Origin of the sequence: Arthrobacter sp. CJ23 (genome assembly GCF_024741795.1) — a bacterium.
Taxonomy (GTDB): Bacteria; Actinomycetota; Actinomycetes; order Actinomycetales; family Micrococcaceae; genus Arthrobacter.
In genome coordinates this window covers 4,471,678-4,489,950 of the sequence record NZ_CP102950.1, presented here as the reverse complement: position 1 = coordinate 4,489,950, position 18,273 = coordinate 4,471,678, and the positions used below count along the sequence as shown (strand labels likewise).

Sequence of the window (18,273 nt, the reverse complement as noted above, 5' to 3'; positions counted from 1 at the left end):
GTGCGCGTCCTAGACGTTCTTGGTGGACGCGAACAGGCGGCGCAGGGTGAAGAAGCACCCCAGGGCACCGAACAGCAACGCCATCAGGAAGTCGCCCATGTACCCGCTGACGAAATCGGGGTTGTACATGAGGTTGTCGCCCATGAGTGCCCACGGTTCCGGGTCGAACACCCTGGCCAGCGGCGACCCTCCCAAGAATTCGACCGCGTCCAGCCAGACCCCGCCGACGAACGACAGAATTGCGGTGGCCGCCGTGACTCCTGCGATGATCCAGACACCCTTGCGGCTCAGGACGCCGCCGGTGCCAAGGACGTAGAAACGGGCCGCCAGGGCAGCAGCGCCGAAGGTAACCAGCGAGGTGATCCAGCCGAACTTCCAGAGGATCATCCACACGATGATGCCGAGCGGGACGACGGCGAGGGCCAGCAAGGTTCCGCGTCCCACGTCCTCGGCGGGACGGTGCGGCTGCGCAAGAGGTGCCTGCTGCGGGTAGGCCTCGGGGTGCCACGCGGGCGTCCCTGCCGCAGCGCCCAGGGGATGTTCGGGGCCGGCAGGAAGCCTGACTCCATATTCGGGCTCGGGCCGTGCGGACCCGCTGGCTTCGTCATTCCCGGGCCGTGATTCTCTGGGCACAGCAGCATTCTCGGACAATTTTCCCCCAAATTTTCAGTGTCCTGCGACAGTCCGGCCCATACTCCCACGAGTTGCGGGGATTGGCCAGCATTCCACCACGCTGGAGCAACTGGGAAGGAACGTCACGGTCACTCTGGCTGGGCCTCCGGCCTATGCTGGATGGATGACTGCCAGCACTGAAACACCGCGGATCCAGCAAGAACAGGCCTACTACGGCGGCACCTACCTCTTCGAAGCTGAGGCCACGGTGGTGGCTGCCGGCGAGGACGAGAACGGCGCCTGGGCGGCCGTGAGTCCCAACATTTTCCACCCGAAGGGCGGCGGCCAGCCCTCGGACGAGGGCACGCTCAACGGTACTCCTGTGATCCCGTCCCGCAGCGAGGAAGGTCTCGTCGTATTGTCCGGTGCACCGGACAATCTGGAAGCCGGGACCGCCGTCGTCTGCGCCATTGACGCGGAACTGCGCAAGCGTCACGCCGCGCTGCACACTGCCGGTCACGTCCTGGGGCATCTGGGCGAGGCCCGCGGTTGGCAGAGCACAGGCCACAGCCACTATCCGGGTCAGGCGAGGCTGGATTTCTCTCCCGAGGGATTCGAGGCGGAGCTTGCCACCCCGGAGCTCCGCGAGGCAGTCCGGGCGGAGCTGCAGGAGGCGTTGGACGCCGTGCTGGCCCGCGGAGGAGCCGTCAACGCGACGACGGACGCCGCCGGGCATCGGATGGTGGAGATCGAAGGGGTCAACAATGAGCCATGCGGCGGAACACACGTCGCAACTCTCGCGGACCTCGCCCAAGTAAGGGTGCTGGAACTGAAGATCAAGCGTGGTGCGCTCAAGGTCCGCTACGAGGCGGAGCACGCCTGAGCGAAGCTCGGCCGAGCTGGACCGGCGCTGCTCCCTGCCGTCGGATTGCGGTCTAGCCGGATGCTCGCAAGCTATGCGGGCGAGTGCACAGCTACGGATGCGCGTTCAATGGTGGGGCACGCGATCTTCACTGCGGAGTCGTCGGGTGCTTCGTCCAAGCCCAGCAGCATGCGCACTCCTGCGGCTCCCAGCTCGTAGTGGGGGAGTGACACGGTGGACAGCGGTGGCCGAAGGTGGGCTGCGATGACTTCCTGGTTGTCGAATCCGACCACGGCGATGTCACCCGGGATGGACAGTCCGTGTTCCCGCAGTCCGTCATAGAGTCCCATGGCCATGCGGTCGTTGTAGCAGTACACGGCGGTGACGTTTCGTTTGAGCAGTTCTTCGGTGGCGCCGTATCCGCCTTCCTGGTCCGGGTAGGCTTCCATGACCAGGTGGGGGTCGAACGAAATTCCGGCAGCCTCCAGTGCTTCTTTGTACCCTTGGAGCCGTCCGTCCTTGGCTGGGGCGGGGATCGTGGCATTGATGAAGGCAATGCGCCGGTGGCCGCCGCGGAGCAGGATTTCCGTCGCGGACCGCCCACCCTGGGCTTCGTCGGGTACCACAGCGCGGGCCGCTCCGGGCTCGGGAGAAAAGCAGTTGACGAGGACGAAGTCGGCCTCGCGCAGTGTTTCCGGGATGTCGGTGGGCCGGTGGAACCACGTCGAGTACAGGATGCCGCGAACCTTGTATTCCAGCATCATGGCGATCGCGTCCTTTTCCAGGTCGCGGTTGCCCTCGGTGTTGGCGATCAGCAGGGCGTACCCGTGTTTCCAGGCTTCGTCCTGCGCTCCGTGGATGATCTGGCCTGCGAAGGGGGTGGTGGCGACGCCGTCTGCGACCAACCCGATGAACCGTGAGGTGCCGCTGACCAGGGTCTTGGCCATCGCGTTGGGGCGGTAGCCGAGCTGCCGGATCGCGTCTTTGACGCGTTGACGGGTCGCATCTGCGATGCGGGCGTTTTTCTTCTTGTTGATCACGAGCGAGACCGTGGCAGTGGAGACACCGGCTGCTTCAGCAACTTCGCGGAGGGTAACCGGATGGGCGGGGCCTGTTCTGACAGGAACGTCGGGGGTGGCCGCGGTGCCTGAATTATTCTCCTGCGAAATCATCTGTCCTCCATCAGGAGTATATCCGTCTGCCATGGCCGTCATCCCTTCGTCGCCCCGCTTTCCAAGCCTTGGATCATGGCCTTGTTCAGGACCAGGAAGACCAGGAGCAGAGGCGTGATGGTCACGCACACCGCGGCGAAGGTGGCAGTCCAGTCGACTTTGCCCATGGCACCGATGTAGTTCTGCAGACCCAAAGGAATGGTTTTCAGTTCTTCAGAGAGAACGAACGTGTTGGCGAAGACGAAGTCGTTCCAGATGAAGATGCTGTTGACCAAAACAACGGTCACGACGGTGTTCAGTGACAACGGCAGGGTGATCAAGCCAAAGATCCTGTACGGGCCGGCGCCGTCAATGGAGGCCGCTTCGTAGGTTTCCCGGGGGATGTATTCGAAGAATGATGAGAACAGGTAGATGGACATGGGCAGCGCGAAGCCGGCCAAGGGGATGATCATCGATTGGTAGGTGTCCAGCAGGTTCACTGTGGAGTAGTCGATGAACAGCGGGACCAAAGCGATCTGGACGGGAACGATGATCCCGATCAGGAACAGCCCACGGACAAACCTGCTGAGGCGGAAACCAAGGACCTGGATGGCGTAGGCGGCCATCATTCCCAGCAGGACAATGAGGACGTTGGCACCCATCGTGACGATGAAGCTGTTAAGGATGTTCCGGCCGAGGTCGCCTGTTTCGAACGCCCGGGCGTAGTTCTCCCAGGTCAGGGAGCTTGGCAGCGCGAAAGGGTCACCGGTCGCGAAGTCGTGCTCGGTGCGCAGGCTGGTCAGGAACAGCCAGGCGAGAGGGTAGACCTGGACGATCACGATCAGCATGATCAGCACGCGTGACAAGGTCCGGTACAGGCTGGGCTTGCGCCGGCGTCTCTTGATGGTGGGTGTGGGCGGCAGCGTGGTTGGCGGGGCGGCCGGGGCTGTTTGGGCGATCATTAGTCTGCCTTCCGCTTGAGCATGAACAGGATGAGGCCGACGGCGACGAGACATTCGATCACGATGAACACGGAGATGGTGCTGGCGTACCCGAAATCGGTACTGGTGAATGCAGTCTTGTACATGTAGGTGGTGAGCAGTTCGGAGGATTGTCCGGGGCCGCCGTTGGTCATGAGATAGGGGATGTCGAAGCCGCGCAGGCCGTAGGTGGTGGCCATGATGGTTGTGGTGATCCACACTGGCCGGATGTAAGGGAACCGGATTTTCGTGAATAGCGTCCACTTTGAGGCGCCGTCCAAAACCGCGGCTTCTTCCAGTTCCTTGGGTACGGCGATCAGCGCCGCGTAGATGATGAGCATGTAAAGCCCCGTGAACCGCCAGCCTTCGGGTGCGGAAACGGCGGCCAGTACGGTATTCACGTCTGACAACCAGGCGCGTTCGAAGGTGCCCAGGCCCACCCAGTGCAGCAACTGGTTGAGCAGGCCGACTGGATCAATGGAATAGATGCGCACGAAGAGGAACGCGATCGCCACCGTGGAGATGACGGCAGGCAGCAGATAGAGCGTTTTGATGAGCTCCCGCCCCCGGCGCAGAGACGTGAGCAGGCTGGCTACGAGCAGTGCACCGCCGAGCTGCAGGACCAGGCAGATGGCCAGGTAGAGGAGTGCATTGAAGAACGAGCGCCAGAAGATGTCATCGGCGGTGATCATCCGGATGTAGTTGGCCAGTCCGACGAACTCCATGTCGCTGATGCCGTTCCAGGAGAAGAAGCTCAGGAACAGGGATTGCAGAATGGGGAAAAGAACCGCTGCGCAGTAGAGCAGCAGAGGTGGGAGCAGGAAGACCAGGACGGATGTCCTTGACCTGTTGGGAAGCATGGCTGGGCCTTTCGGGCGGGGGCCTTTCGGCCCCCCGCCGCTACGGTTTACTTGAAGAACTTGGGGGCGTTCTGCTTGATGGTGGCGTCCATCGTGCTGGTGAATTGCTCGGGCGTGATGTTGCCCTGGACGAGAAGGACGAGCTCCTGCTGCAGCCTGCCGTTGGTAGTGGGGTCCAGTTGGGTGTCCCACGGCATGGCCTGCTTTGCCCCGAGGCCGTTGGCTGTTTCCAAGGCCTTCTTGTACAGGGGCGTGGCGTTGCCGGGGAGCGCGGTCTGCACGTTGGTGGTGGGGGAAAGGGCCCCCGTGGCTGCGTATTCAGTGGGGTACTTCTCCAAGGCGAACTTCAGGAAGTCGCTTACGAGCGGATCGTAGGTCTTCGTGTTCACGGCCATGCCGATGCCGGATGGGGAGACGAACTCATTGGCTGACGTCACCGAACCCTTTGTGGTTGGGAGGGTGAAGAAGTCGATGTCCTCGCGCACCGCGGGGTTCAGTTTGTCGGTGGCCAGGCTGGGCAGCTCCCAGGTGCCGATGTTGTACATTGCCGCCTGGCCGGAGGTGAACTGGTTCTGCGCGTCCGAGTAGCCCTGGGCGGAAAAGCCCTCTTGGAAGCACTTGGCCTTGCCGAGCTCTGCCATCCATTGAACGGTCTTTTGTCCGGCAGGATCCGTGAACTTGGCTTCGCCCTGCTTGAGCTTTTGGACGAACTCCGGTCCGGCTTCCCGGAACGGCTGGTACGCGACGTAGCGTTCCAGCGGCCACTGGTCCTGTCCGTCGATGGCGATCGGGGTGATCCCTGCACTCCGCAGCGCGGTGCACATCGCAGGGAGGTCATCCAGGGACTTCGGCACCGCGACGCCCGCCTTTTCCAACAGTGCCTTGTTGTACCAGATGAATTCCAGCTCGAACTGGAACGGGATCATGTACAAGGAGCCGTCGTCGAATCGCTGGTAGTCCAGGGCGCTGGGCCGGTAGTCATCGTAGATGTCCAGGGACTTCAAGAGCTTCTCGGCGTCCACCATCTTGCCCTGTTTTGCGAGCTGCTGGGCAAATGGAGTGGCGTCCGTGTCGAACAGTTCGGGGAGCTTGTTTGCCGCGGCCAGGGTCTCCAGTTTTTGGATGTAGGAGGGCCGGTCCGGAGTGGTAATGAGGTTCAGCGCGAAGCCCGGGTGGTCCTTGGCATAGTCGTCAGCGAGCTTCTTCATGATGTTGATGACGGCCCCGTCAGCGGGACGTGAAAGCAGCCACGAAATCTCGCGCGGCTTGACTTCCCCGGTGGGGCTGACGTTGGACGGGTCGCTGGAACTTCCTCCGCCGCCACAGGCTGTCAAAGCCAAGGCAGCGGCGGCGGCGATGGCGGCAGCACGGAACAGTTTTTTCATTGCGACAATCTCCCTTGATTGGTACGGGGGTGGGGATGGGGGTGGGGTTGGCGTATTCAGTTGTCGGTGCGCTTGCGTATCTCAAGTTCGGTGACGGTGGCGGATCCTTCGCCGGCGAAAAGGCCGATCCGTCCCGCTGACAGCTCGTAGATCCGGGCGCTGAGCGCCACCTGCCGGTCGACGACGGCGACGCACAGATCGCCGTCGACGATGACCTCCAGAGTGTGTTCGCCGGGGGTGAGGTCGCAGGGGCGTTCCAGTTCGATGTCGAACGGGACGTCACCGGAAACATGCCATTGCGCGTCCCCGGTGATGGTGCGTGGCCAGCGGTCGAAGACGAGCCGGCCGCGTTTCGGTTCCAGCCGCAGGACGTAGGAGTGGTCCCCGTCCTGGCTGGAGCGCAGCAGAAGCCCGCATTCGGTGGTGTTGGGGGCGATGTCCAGCACTGCCTTGGCATAGAACTGGCTGGGCAGTTCTTCGTCGGAGATGACGGCGGTGTACCCGTCCGGCACGTCCAGTCGTGTGGGCAGCTCGTTCGGCAGGGTTACCGGGACGTCATCCCAGAAGCTGTCTACGAGTTCGTCGGCGAAGGAGAATCCCAGTGTTCCGTCGGGGTTCTGGCGTGCTTCCAGGACGGACATCGTGCCGGCCCACTGCCAGGGACCGTCGTCGGTGTTGCCTTCCTTGCTGGCGATCCATCCAAAGAAGAAGCGGCGTCCGTCACGCTCCGCGGACTTGGATGCGTAGAAGGCACGGCCGTCAATGCTGTCCAGGTTCGGCACGGTCCACGGGCCGTCGGGGCTCTTGGCCATTCTGTAGCGGGTTGTGAACGATTCGGAAAACTCCGAATAGACCATGTACCACCAGTCGCCCCACGAGAAGACGTCCGGGCATTCATGGGTGATGTAGCGGCGCGGATCCCAGAACGGTTCGGTGTGCTGCCAGGTCATCAGATCATTGGAGATGCACTGGGCGATGACACCGCGGCGCCGGTCCGGTCCCGTGTAATGCCTTGCCGCGAGCAGCATCCTCCACTGGCCTTTGCTTTCATCCCGGAACACGAAGGGATCCCGCCAGTCACCGGACTCGTAGCCGTGGGGAGCGCCGAAGGTGAGTTCCGGATGTTTTGTCCAGCTCTGCATGTCGTCAGTGCTTGTGGCGTGCATGACCAACTGGAGAGGGGCGCCGTCGGCTCCGAGGTTGCGGGGGTTCTGGCCTGTGTAGAAGAGGTGGTGGACGCCGGCGTCGTCGATGACGATACTGCCCGTGTAGGCATTGAAGTCGAGGTCGGTTTCAGTGCCGTGCTGAAGCGAAACGCCGTGGTCCTCAAACTGCGTGAGGTCCTTGGTGGTGACGAGGTTCCAGGAAGTGCCGGGTTTGGGGTCTGAGCGGTCTTCGTGGAGGTAGAAGAGCCAGAACTCTCCATCCTTCTCGAAGGGGATGAGGTCCCCAACCCATCCATCGTTGGGCTGGAAGAAGACTGAGCGATTCATCTGCGCTGATGTCCATTCTGCTAAAGCGTTTGATCACTTGAAAGCTAGCGTTAATTCCCGAGATGATCAAGCGTTTTAGCAAATTTTGCTGGTTCAGCTGCTCGGCCCCCGCCATCGTTCATCCGGGCAGGTCCACGGCGCTGCCCCAGGGATAGCCGCGGAACACTTCTTCCTCGATATCGTTGTCGGCAATGCCCTCCCCACGGAGGATCCGCAGGGTGCCCGCGACCATTCCGAGGGTGCCGCTGACGTAGTAGACCGGCTTCACCAGATCGCCGGCCGCTTGGCGGAGGAGGCTTGGACCGATGCGGCCAATGGCGCCGTCCCAACTCGGGTCGGCGGCGCGCGTAAGGGTGTGGAACACACGGAAGCGGGCGTTCTCCTTTTCCAGCGCCGCCAAACTGTCCCGGTAGGCGATTTCGTCCTCGCTGCGGCTGCTGTAGACGAGCCGGATCTCAATGGGCAACGCCCTGTCGGCCGCATATTCGGCCATTCCTTTGAGGGGAGTGACTCCGATGCCGCCCGCTATGAGGACAGCGGGTCTGGTTTCGTGCAGCACGAAGTCACCGATCGGGCCAAAGACCGCCACCTCGTCCCCGGGGCGCAGGGCGGCGAACGCGCGTTTGAAGGCTGAGTCGGAGAGGCGGACTGCATACTCCAGGTGGGGCCGCGTGGGGCTCGTCGCCAGCGACATCGGACGGACGTCCAGGCCGGCCTCCGTCAGCAGCTGAAGGAACGTGAACTGGGTGGGTTCGAACACGAACGATTTCGGCTTCTCGACCTGAATCGCGTGCGTCGTGGGCGTGAGTTGCCGCGAGGAGACTACAGCGCTGGTGAAGTGCATACCGGGCCTCAAGTACCGGGCATCCGCTGGGCCTGGCCGAGATTGTTCCGGCGGCGGGCTAGAGCGGGATGCCGGGTGTGACGCGGGCGATCAGCTTCTCCGATGAGTCGATGATGCTCTTTGCGTGGTCGGGCGTCATGCCGGATGAAGGCATGATCGCCCGTGCTTTCTGGTCGAACATGGAGCCACTATGGCTCTCGATGCCGGGCGAAACGAGCAGCGGGACGATGTGTTCTGCGTAGCTCTCCACGCTGGGTGTGAGCACCCCGATCACCCATTCCATGGCGCCGTACCTGAAGCGGTTCGCGCCGGCCATGTTGCTTCGGATGTTCGTCTTGTGCAGCCCCGGATTCAGCCCGTAGAAGTTGATCTCCGGGTAGCGCTGCGCCGAGTCCCTGACAAGCGCTTCGTTGCCCGCCACGGTACTCATGTGCGCCGACATCGAGCTGTACGATTTCTCGAAATTCAGGTCGTCGATTTTGGCGGTCTGACCCGTGCCCGGGAATCCCATGATGAACACGCGCGGTTTCGTGGCGGGCTCCTGCCTGGTCTTGCCGAGGCGTGGGGCGAGGTTGCGGAGGAGGACCAGCCGGTTGAGGTAGCTCACGGCCATATCGCGTTCAAGGCCCTCCGCGGTCTGCTGTCGCTGAGGGGCCGCGAAGATTCCGGTCGTCAGGACCAGCAGGTCCAGGTTTTCCGCAGGCAGCAAGCCCGCAACCCGCACCGCCTCGCCCATCAGGCTCAGGTCTGCCTGGACGAAATCGATGTTGGCGGAACCGAAGTCGCGGAAGGTTTGCCCCACCACCGTCACTGCGGCCCCGCGCGAGGCCATCAGGCGGCTGAGGGCGCGTCCCAGGCCGCCGGTGCCACCGACGACTGCAACCCTCGTCCCGCTCAGGTCCAGTTGCTCGGAACTGACCCGCTCCCACTGGATGCTCTTGTCGTGTTTCACCGGGATGCTCCACTTCCCTGGGCACAGCTCTCTGTACGTCCAATGCTACGGGCTTCCCGTCCGGCCAGCGCGGGCGCTCCTGTGAGCGCAAAAAACGGCCGTGAACGCAAAGCGGCGGGCCCGCCGCTCGTCATCCAGGGCCCTGGACAACACGTGGGACGGACCGCCGCTTTGCTCTTGCCCGGTGGTACAGACCGAGCAATACGCTGCCAGGCCGGGATTAGGACCGGTCTGCCAGCAACCGGCCCCACCTTGGTGCGAGCAAGGGGGCGCCGGCAAGTTTCAAACAGTGCCACAGGGTCACGGCCACGGAGTCGAGCACCGGCACGCCGGTCTTCTCCTCCACCTCGGCCGTGATGTTGGCGCCGTACAGGTTGGTGCACAGGTAGACCAGGGCATCCGGGGTGGAGGCCGCGAGTTCCAGCGAGCCCGGCAGCATCTCGGCGTCCGTGACCGAGGCGAAGGACTCGTTGTCGCTCAGGTCCAGGTGCCGGTGGTCGATCGTCTTCACTCCGTGGCGCGCATACGACTCGATCACGGCCTCGTTGACATCACCCGTGTAGGGCGTGAACAGCCCGATCCGCTCGGTTCCGAAGGCAGCAAAGGCCTCCAGGTAGGCCAGCGTGGAGGTGGTGGCGGGGATGCCGGTGGCCTCGGTGATCTCGCGGACCAGCTCCTCGTCATGGGAGGCGCCAAGCCACGAGCCGGAGGTGCCGTTCCAGGCGATCACGTCCACGTCCGAGGTCGCGAGCAGTTCCGCGGCGGCGCGCATCCCGGCGGCGTCGAACTGCTTGTCCGAGGAATCATCCAGTGCGATGCGGGTGACGTTGATGCGGGTGAAGTGCAGCGTGACGTCGCGGCGGTCACCCAGGATCCGGTAGCTCTGCGGCTCCAGGCAGGTGTTGGAGGACGGCACGATCATGCCGATGCGGATGGGGCGGTTGGCGGAAGGCATGGGGGCTCCTAGCGGGTGAAAGCGGGATCGACGGCGGGCGCAACAGTGGCGGGCGCTGCCGGGGTCAGCGGAGACAGGGCATCGCGGTGTTCGGTGAAGCCGTTGCGGGCCACGAAGCGGCCCACGGGGCCGGGATCCTGGAACCCGCCCTCGTCCACCACCACGCGCCCGGCGGAGACGACGACGGCGGGCCAGCCGTTCAGCGTCTTCCCCTCGAACGGCGAGAAATCAGTGCCCATGTGCAGCGCACCGCCGTCGACGACGTGTTCTGCAGCGGGATCGAAAACGACCAGGTCGGCGTCGAAGCCTTCCACGATGGCGCCCTTGCGCGGCAGTGCGTTGATCCGGGCCGGGCCCGCGGAGAAGACCTCCACGAAGTCCTCCACGGAGCCGCCGGCCGAGGCCAGTGCGGTGAAGGTCACCGGCATGCGGGTCTCGACGCCGGGGAGGCCATGCGGCATGTAGCGGACGTCGTCCGTGCGCTCGCGCTTCTGCGAGAGGTCGTAGCAGGAGTGGTCCGAGGCCACCGTGTGGATGGCCCCGGCCGCGAGGCGGTCCTTGAGGGCGGCCACGGTTTCGGCGCTGCGCATGGGCGGGCAGCAGGCGTACCACTCGGGGAAGGCGCTGCCGTAGACGGTGTCGTCCAAGGTCAGGTAGTGCGGGCAGGTCTCGGAGTAGGCTTCCTGGCCGCGCCGGCGGGCCTCGGTGACCAGGTCCACGGCGCCGGGCGTCGACTGGTGCACGAAGTACACGGGGGCCCCGGTGTATTCGGCCATGGCGAGGGTTTCCTTGACGGAGATTTCCTCGGCCAGCTCGGGCCGGGTGCGGTGCAGGTGTTCGATCCCGATGCGGCCGTCCGCTGCGTGCTGCTCGGTGCAGTCGGCAATGATGGGGTCGTGCTCCGCATGGATGTAGGTGAGGCCGTCCAGGCGGACCATTTCGCGCATGACCTTGAGGATGGTGTCCCCGTCGGCCATGGTGGAGCCGCGGTTGGTGGTGTACATCTTCACGGAGCGCACACCCTCCGCGGCGAGCTGCTCCAGCTGCCACGGCACGGTCTCGTCCCAGCTGACCACGGAGCCGTGCAGTGCCACGTCGCAGCGCGATTCGGCGGCCAGGCGCTTCTTGTTCAGGACGGCGTCCAGCGGGGTTTCCTGCGCGTCGCGGGGGATGCCGAAATCGATGATGGTGGTGGTGCCGCCCCACAGCGCTGCCGTGGAGGTGGTGCGGTAGTCGTCCAGGGTGCGGAAGCGGCCGGTCACCTGGGCCACGTGGCAGTGGCCGTCCACGCCGCCCGGAATCACCAGCCGGCCGCTGGCGTCCACCGTGCGGGCTGCCGCAGGGACGGGCTCGGCGGCGTCGATGAGCTGGGTGATGCGGCCGCCGTCGACCACTACGTGCGCGGCCTGCCGGCCGAAGCTATTGACCACGGTGCCGTGGGCGATGACGAGATCTGGGGTGTGGGACATCGTTGTCCTCCTACTTCCGGGTGGCGGGCCGTGCGGCCGGGGCGGTGACGTTGGCCTGCGCGGCGGCCAGGGCGGCGTCGAGGTTCTCGGACAGTCCGCGGCGGCGCTTGACGGGCGGCGGGGCAAAGGCGCCCTGGCGGTGGAAGCCGGACTGCAGGGCCACCACGGCTTCGGTCATCCGGATGCCGGCGGAGATGCCGTCAACCACGGGAACGGGGATCTGTCCCTCAAGTTCGCGGGCCAGCCCGGCCAGCGGGGCACCTGCCAGGATCACGACGTCGGCGCCGTCCTCCGCGACCGCCTGCCGGCTGAGTGCCAGGAGGGTTTCCTTAAAGTCGGCCTGCACGGAGCCGATCGAGTTCAGGCTCTGGTTGATGGACCGGATCGAGGCGAGCCGGCCGCCGAGGCCGAAGTGCTCAACGCAGTCCCGGTACCAGGCGGTGATGCGGTCCGAGATGGCGATGATGGAAAAGCGCTGGCCCTGCAGGGCGGCGGCGCAGAGGGCGGCCTCGGTGATGCCGATGACCGGCGCATCCACCAGCTCCTTGAGGGCCGGCATGCCGGGATCGCCGAAAGCGGCCACGACGACGCCGTCCACCTGGCCGTGATATTCGGCGATGATTTCGGCGACGGCGCCGGCCGCAATGAGCGACTCGAAGCGGGTCTCGATGTATTCCACGCCGTGCGCTGCGGTGCGCACGGTCAGTTCGGTGTCCGGTCCGGCCGAGCGCAGGGCTTCGGCCTCGATCAGCGCGGTGACGTCGTCGCTGATGTTGGGGTTGATGACGAGGAGTTTCATGTTCGTTTCCGTTGGAGGGTGAGTTCGGCGGTGGGGGAGTCTTCGGGGAACTGTTCGCGGTACTTGCCGATGTGCGACGCCGATTGGGCGGCGGCGCGTTCCGGGTCGCCGCTGGCGATGGCGGCGTAGAGGTCGCGGTGTTCCTGGATCAATTCGGGGAGGTCGCTGACGTGGCGGAAGAGCCAGTGCATGCGGCCTTGGAGGGGTTCGAGCGCGGAGCGGAGAAAGTCGTTGTTGGCGATGCGGGTGATGGCGTCGTGGAATTCGCTGTTGGCGCGGTGGGCTTCCAGGATTGATCCCTTGGCCAGGCAGCGGTCGGCCTCGTCCAGCAGGCCCTGGAGCTGTTCCAGGTCCGCGGCCGTGGCGCGGGCGGCGGCCAGCCGGCAGGCGAGGACCTCGAGGGACTGGCGGACGTCGAAGAGGTCCTCGACGTCCTTGGCGCTCAGTCCGCTGACCTCCATGCCGCGGGAGGCGCGGTCGCGGATCAGGCCTTCCTGGCGGAGCATCCGGAGGGCTTCCCTGACGGGGAGCCGGGAGACGTTGAATTCCGCGGCAAGGTCCCGTTCCACGAGCCGGGTACCGGGCGCATAGTGTCCGTCGAAGATCCTGGTGCGGAGGGTATCGCGCACGGCTTCCCGGAGGGGGCGGTCCGTGTTGGGTGTCTCAGGTGCGGCCAGCATCTTTGCTCCATTCGTGGTTTTTTAGTGACTCTATGTCCTCGGTGGCATCCATCTCAGCTCAGTCCACTGGCCGGGAGCCGAATGGCGGCGGGCTGAGTCGGCCAAAGGCCTGTTCAAGGGCCGCCGCGACGGCAAGTACTTCGCGGTCGCGGTAGGGGCGGCCCACCACTTGGATGCCGGCCGGCAGTCCCTCCTCGGACAGGCCGCAAGGTACCACCACCACCGGGAACCCAAGGATGCTGATGGCCCGGCAGCAGGACCCGAGCTCGGTCCAGGGAATGTCCTTGCCGTCGACGGTGAGGCTTTCGTTCCGGGGGTCCGACGCCGGCACGCTCGCCACCGGGAGGAGGAGGATGTTGTGCTCCTCCATGAACCCCAGAACCTGGGCGCGGATGGCGTCGCGTTCCGCGGCGGCCTTGCGGTACTCGACGACGGTGGCGGGGGCTCCCAGCAAGCCATGGAGGTGCCCGCCCAGTTCATCCTCGCGGCCGGTGGCAAGCTCCACGACGTCGGGCATTCCCTCGGCCGTGCGCAGGGCCACGAAGGCAGCTGCTGCCCGCTCGAGGCCCGGCGGCCGGCCATGCGTCACCGCTACGCCGAGGCCCTCGAGGGCCTGCGCGGCGGAGCGGACGGCAGCCACGAGGTCGTTCCGGACGGGGTGGGTGCCCTCATCTTCGAACCATGCCGCGGTGATGCCGGCCAGGGTTTCCACGGGACCGCCCAGTGGCACCGGGACCGTAGAAGGATCGACGCCGTCCGGCCCGGCGAGGATGCCGAGCAAGACATCGAGGTCCTCCACGCTGCGGGCCAGCCACGCCACGGTGCCCAGCCGGTGCAGGGCGGACATCGAGTTTGGGGCGGGAATGCTCCCGTCCGCCGGCGGAACATAGGGCAGCAGCCCGGTCTCCGGGACCAGCCCCGCGGTGGGGCGCAGGCTGGCGATGCCTGTGCAATGGGCCGGCCAGCGGATGGAACCGCCAAAGTCGGTGCCGAGCCCGAAGGCGCTCATGCCCGAGGCCACGGCCGCGCTGTCCCCGCCCGTGGACCCGCCGGAGGTGAGGCTGGTGTCCCAGGGATTCCAGGTGTCACCGAAGAGCGGGTTGCGGCTGTGCGTTTCCACCGCGAATTCCGAGCAATTTGCCTTGCCCAACAACACCGCACCTGCCTCCTGCAGGCGGCGGACCGCCGTCGCGGACTGCTCAGGAACGTAGTCCCCCAGAAGGGGGCTTCCCGCCGTCGAGCGCAAACCCTTGGTGGCGAGCGTGTCCTTCACCGTGAACGGGACCCCGTGCAGCGGGCCAAGGAACCGGCCCTCGGCCGCGGCGGCGTCGGCTGCCTCGGCCTCCTGCCGCGCCCGCGGGTTGAGGGTGACCACCGCGTTCAGGCGGGGGTTCTCCTGGGCGATCCGTTCGAGGTGCAGTTCCAGGCATTCGACGGCGGTCAGCTGGCCCTCCCGCAGGGCGCGAGCCCATTCGGTCATGGACAGGCTGGTCAACTGCTCGATGCCGGGTACTGCGGAAGGCAGGGCGGTGTTGTTCATTGTCGGGGCTCCCTATCGGGTGGTGGCAGCGGTCTTGTTGCCGGCGTCGGTCATGGCGATCTTGGATGTTTCCTTGGCGACAAAGACGCAGTAGACCATGAGCAGCAAGGCCGCGGACAGGTACCCGGCCACGGAGAAGCCGGTGCTGGTGAGGGTGATCAGCTGGATGGCGATCAACGGGGCGAAACCGCCGCCGAAGACGCCCGCGAGCTGGAAGCCGACGGCCGCGCCGGTGTAGCGGACCTTGGTAGGGAACAGCTCGGGGATGAACGATGCCACGGGGGCGTACATTGCGGCCACGATCACCAGGCCGATGGCGGGGGCGATCATCACCAGGAACGGATCCCTGGAATTGAGCATCGCGATGAACACGAAGCTGTAGATGATGCCGGCTACGGCACCGCCGATCATCACCGGGCGGCGGCCCACCTTGTCGCAGAGCGCACCGAACAGCGGGATGGCGATCATCTGTGCGACGGCGGAAACGGTGGAGGCTGCAAGGGCCAGGCTCTTGGGCAGGCCGAGGTGTTCGGTGCCGTAGACGAGGACGAACAGGGCGAAGATGTAGAACGCGATGTCGCTGCCGATGCGGGCTCCGACGGCCAGGGCCAGGGCCTTCTTGTAGTGCGTGAAGACGTAGAGGATCGGGGCCTTGACCTCGTCCTGCTTCTTTTCGTCGGCCTTCCTCTCGGCTTCTTCGAAGACGGGGGATTCGGCGAGCTTCATGCGGATGTACAGGCCGATCGCAACCAGCAGGAAGCTGATCAGGAACGGGATGCGCCAGCCCCAGGACAGGAAGGCGTCCTTGGCAAGGACGGACGTCATGAGCGTGAAGATGCCGGTGGCCAGGAGCAGGCCCGTGGGGGCCGCGCTCTGCACGAGGCTGCCGAAGAAGCCCCGGCGGCCGCTCTTGTCCGATTCGGTGACCATGAGGGCGGCGCCGCCCCATTCGCCGCCGATGCCGATGCCCTGCAGGAAACGCAGGGAGACCAGCAGGATCGGGGCCCAGACGCCGATGTTCTCGTAGGTGGGCAGGAGGCCGACGGCGGCACTTGCCAGGCCCATCAGGAGCAGGGTGGTGACCAGGACGTTCTTGCGGCCGATCTTGTCGCCGAAGTGGCCGAAGATCGCGGCGCCCAGCGGCCGGACCACGTAGCCCACAGCGTAGGTGGCCAGGGCCAGCAACAGGCCGGTGGCCGGGTCCGAGCCGGGGAAGAACAGGATGGGGAAGACGATGGAGGCTGCGGTGCTGTACGCGAAGAAGTCGTAGTACTCAAGGGTGGTTCCGACGAAACTCGCGGCGACGACCCTCTTCATTGAGTTCTCGCCGCCTTTCGGCGTGGAGCCGGACACGGTGCTTTGGGTTCGGGAGTTGATCGACATTGGCCCTCCTGGGCGATGCGACGAGGCTCAACGTGTTGAGCGATTTCAACAGGCGGTGGGCGAGGGCGGTGGCCCTCGAAGCCCTACATCAATCAACCGGGCGGGAGCCGGGTTGGGTCTTGCGGTGAGGAGGTTGCCCTCGGTATGCCAGTTTGGGATCCCAAATACAACGGTATTTCACTGACACCCTTACGTCAATGATTTGGGATCCCAAACCGGGCCGTGCTGTACCGGCTAGACCGGGAGTCGCTTGTTGTAGTTCAGGGTCAGCACGGAAACGCCCATGATGATCGCGGACCCAACAAAGTAGAGCAGCGCCCAGGTGTAGGAGCCTGTGGCCCCGACAATCAGGCCAACCACAATCGGGGTGACGAAGCCCGCGATGTTGCCGCTGAAGTTCATGGCGCCGCCCAGGACGCCGGCATTTGTCCGGCCGCCCAGGATGGAGGGGATGCTCCAGAAGAGGCCCACCCAGCGGAGGAAGAACATGACCACGGACAGCAGGACAACCGCCGTCGTGGGGTCGGCCACGATGGTGACACCGACCAGGCCGCCCACCACCACGACGCTGGAGATGCCCAGCAGCGTGCGCATGACCAAGTTGGCCGAGGCGCCGGAGTTGCGCCACTTGTCGGCGATGTGGCCGCCAAGGATTTCGCCGACGAAGCCGGCGCCGAAGATCACGAACGTGGACCAGCCGATGGTCTTCAGGTCGAAGCCCTTGGCCTGGGCGAGGTAGAGCGGACCCCAGGTGAGCAGGCCGTAGAACACGCCGTTGAAGCCCAGCCAGCCGAAGCACATGGCCCAGAAGGAGCGGAACTTCAGGTACGGAAGCAGGGCGCGCTTGCCCTTGGCGCCTTCCGCCGCTGCTTCGGCGTCCTCAGCGGCGTGGGAAGCCTCGATGTAGTCGGCCTCGGCCGCGTTGACGCCGCGGTGCTGGCGCGGGTTGTCCCGGACGTACCACCAGACGGCCAGGCCCATGAGGACCGTGGCGGCGCCGGCGATGATGAACGCAGTGCGCCAGCTGCCCGTCGAGGCGATGAGCCCGGCGATGAGGATGCCGCCCAGGCCGGCACCGAGGGGAGCCCCGGCGTCCAGGATGGTGGCGCCACGGCCGCGTTCGGACTTGTGCATCCAGATGGCATTGAGCTTGCCGCCGGCCGGCATCACGCCGGCCTCGGTCACGCCGATGCCCAGGCGGGCAATGAACATGCTCAGGAAGCCGCCGGCAAAACCCGAGGCGGCCGTTGCGGCGCCCCAGCCCACGCAGGAGGCCGTCATGACCTTGCGCGGACCGAACTTGTCGATCAGCCAACCGACCGGGATCTGCATGAGGGCGTAGGTCCAGAAGAAGGCCGAGAGCAGGAGCCCGACGAGCTCAGGTGCGAGGTTGAATTCCTTCTGGATGATGGGCAGGGCCACGGAGATGGAGCCGCGGTCGATGTAGTTGACGGCGACCAGGACCAGGAGCAGGAGGAAGAGTTTCCAGCGGACATGGGTGCGTCGCTGCACGCCGTCCTTGCCGGTTTTTTCTTCGCCTTCCTGGGCCACTACTTCAGTGTTTTGGAGAGACACAGCTTCTCCTTCAAGGGAGTCAGGGGAATGGAATGGGGGGATGTCTGTGGGCAATGTGGATGTCTGTGAGGCGAACCGCACGGGATGCCGCTGCGGCCGGACTCGTCCCGGCGGCACGTGCTGCGGTTCCGGCCAGTCGGTGGGGGAAACGCATCCGGTGAATCCTTTGGGATCCCGATTTGGGATCCCAAAATCAAAGGTAAGTGTGACGCGGGGCACTGTCAAGGGGTTTGGTATACAAAGCCAAAAAACGGATTGTGACCGGGCGGGTTGGCGTGGCTGCTACGACGCTTCGAGCAGCCTCTTGATGCGTTGGTGGACTTCGCGGACCTGGCCCCGGGATTGCCGCTTGATGATCGGTTCGAAAAGCCGGGTGAAGCCGCGGACGCGCATTTCGAGCACCTCGGTGACGGTGGTGCTCGCGCCCTGATCTTCGAAAGTCTGCGTGGCCACAACGTCCACCGGCCCGTTGCCGCTCTTGATCGCGAGCCTCCGGTCCGGCTCGTATTCGACAATCTCGATGGGGGCCTCGAACCGTCGACGGCCCATGATGCGGATGTGGCTCCAAGTGCTTCCCACGCCGACTGGCCCCTCCGACGTCCGCCACGCCTTCTCAACCCACGGCTCGTGTTCGGGCAGGTGCTCGAAGTCTGCCATGTAGGCGAAGACCACTCCGACCGGGCGGTTGATGACAACGCTGGACTGGCTTCGGATCACGGCTTGGTCCCTTGTT

At 65.1% G+C, this 18,273-nt stretch carries 17 protein-coding genes; 1 reads left to right on the top strand and 16 read right to left on the bottom strand.

The annotated features are described in order from the left end of the window. Positions 1-9 precede the first annotated feature (9 nt). Complete coding sequence (locus tag NVV90_RS20315; protein ID WP_258439042.1) at positions 10-633, bottom strand: hypothetical protein; 624 nt, start codon at positions 631-633, stop codon at positions 10-12. A 163-nt stretch (positions 634-796) separates the two neighbouring features. Here NVV90_RS20315 and NVV90_RS20310 point away from each other — a divergent pair, with 163 nt between their 5' ends. After that, positions 797-1,495, top strand: a complete 699-nt coding sequence (locus NVV90_RS20310; RefSeq protein ID WP_258439041.1) for a hypothetical protein — start codon at positions 797-799, stop codon at positions 1,493-1,495. A gap of 71 nt (positions 1,496-1,566) precedes the next feature. Here NVV90_RS20310 and NVV90_RS20305 read toward each other — a convergent pair whose 3' ends face one another. The 15 genes from NVV90_RS20305 to NVV90_RS20235 form a co-directional block, all read right to left on the bottom strand. After that, a complete protein-coding gene (locus NVV90_RS20305) occupies positions 1,567-2,646 on the bottom strand; it encodes a LacI family DNA-binding transcriptional regulator (RefSeq protein ID WP_258439040.1) in 1,080 nt (359 codons plus the stop codon). 38 nt (positions 2,647-2,684) lie between these two features. After that, positions 2,685-3,587 (bottom strand): carbohydrate ABC transporter permease, encoded by a 903-nt coding sequence (locus NVV90_RS20300; RefSeq protein ID WP_258439039.1) that lies wholly within the window; start codon positions 3,585-3,587, stop codon positions 2,685-2,687. Continuing rightward, complete coding sequence (locus NVV90_RS20295; RefSeq protein WP_258439038.1) at positions 3,587-4,465, bottom strand: carbohydrate ABC transporter permease; 879 nt, start codon at positions 4,463-4,465, stop codon at positions 3,587-3,589. Before NVV90_RS20295 ends, NVV90_RS20300 begins: the two co-directional genes overlap by 1 nt. A gap of 47 nt (positions 4,466-4,512) precedes the next feature. Beyond that, the gene (locus NVV90_RS20290) at positions 4,513-5,850 is read right to left on the bottom strand and encodes an ABC transporter substrate-binding protein (protein ID WP_258439037.1); all 1,338 of its coding nucleotides are present in this window, start codon (positions 5,848-5,850) and stop codon (positions 4,513-4,515) included. 56 nt (positions 5,851-5,906) lie between these two features. Next, the gene (locus NVV90_RS20285; protein ID WP_258439036.1) at positions 5,907-7,343 is read right to left on the bottom strand and encodes a GH32 C-terminal domain-containing protein; all 1,437 of its coding nucleotides are present in this window, start codon (positions 7,341-7,343) and stop codon (positions 5,907-5,909) included. A gap of 118 nt (positions 7,344-7,461) precedes the next feature. Then, entirely contained in the window at positions 7,462-8,187 is a 726-nt protein-coding gene (locus NVV90_RS20280) for a ferredoxin--NADP reductase (RefSeq protein WP_258439035.1), read from the bottom strand. 58 nt (positions 8,188-8,245) lie between these two features. Next, positions 8,246-9,139 carry a hypothetical protein gene (locus NVV90_RS20275; protein ID WP_258439034.1) on the bottom strand — a complete coding sequence of 298 codons (894 nt, stop codon included), beginning with the start codon at positions 9,137-9,139 and terminating at the stop codon, positions 8,246-8,248. A 220-nt stretch (positions 9,140-9,359) separates the two neighbouring features. Beyond that, positions 9,360-10,094, bottom strand: a complete 735-nt coding sequence (locus NVV90_RS20270; protein WP_258439033.1) for an aspartate/glutamate racemase family protein — start codon at positions 10,092-10,094, stop codon at positions 9,360-9,362. Between the two features lie 8 nt (positions 10,095-10,102). Then, positions 10,103-11,563: an amidohydrolase family protein gene (locus NVV90_RS20265; RefSeq protein ID WP_258439032.1), complete on the bottom strand. Its 1,461-nt coding sequence runs from the start codon at positions 11,561-11,563 to the stop codon at positions 10,103-10,105. 10 nt (positions 11,564-11,573) lie between these two features. Next, positions 11,574-12,362, bottom strand: coding sequence for an aspartate/glutamate racemase family protein (locus NVV90_RS20260; protein ID WP_258439031.1), 789 nt, complete (start codon positions 12,360-12,362; stop codon positions 11,574-11,576). Next, positions 12,359-13,042 carry a GntR family transcriptional regulator gene (locus NVV90_RS20255; RefSeq protein ID WP_258439030.1) on the bottom strand — a complete coding sequence of 228 codons (684 nt, stop codon included), beginning with the start codon at positions 13,040-13,042 and terminating at the stop codon, positions 12,359-12,361. The genes NVV90_RS20260 and NVV90_RS20255 overlap by 4 nt, the downstream gene beginning before the upstream one ends. Before the next feature lie 58 nt (positions 13,043-13,100). Then, positions 13,101-14,582 (bottom strand): amidase, encoded by a 1,482-nt coding sequence (locus NVV90_RS20250; RefSeq protein WP_258439029.1) that lies wholly within the window; start codon positions 14,580-14,582, stop codon positions 13,101-13,103. Positions 14,583-14,594: 12 nt separating this feature from the next. Next, positions 14,595-15,965: an MFS transporter gene (locus NVV90_RS20245; RefSeq protein WP_258439028.1), complete on the bottom strand. Its 1,371-nt coding sequence runs from the start codon at positions 15,963-15,965 to the stop codon at positions 14,595-14,597. A 234-nt stretch (positions 15,966-16,199) separates the two neighbouring features. Continuing rightward, positions 16,200-17,540 (bottom strand): MFS transporter, encoded by a 1,341-nt coding sequence (locus NVV90_RS20240; RefSeq protein ID WP_258439027.1) that lies wholly within the window; start codon positions 17,538-17,540, stop codon positions 16,200-16,202. Positions 17,541-17,822: 282 nt separating this feature from the next. After that, a complete protein-coding gene (locus NVV90_RS20235; protein WP_258439026.1) occupies positions 17,823-18,257 on the bottom strand; it encodes an SRPBCC family protein in 435 nt (144 codons plus the stop codon). Between the last annotated feature and the right edge of the window lie 16 nt (positions 18,258-18,273).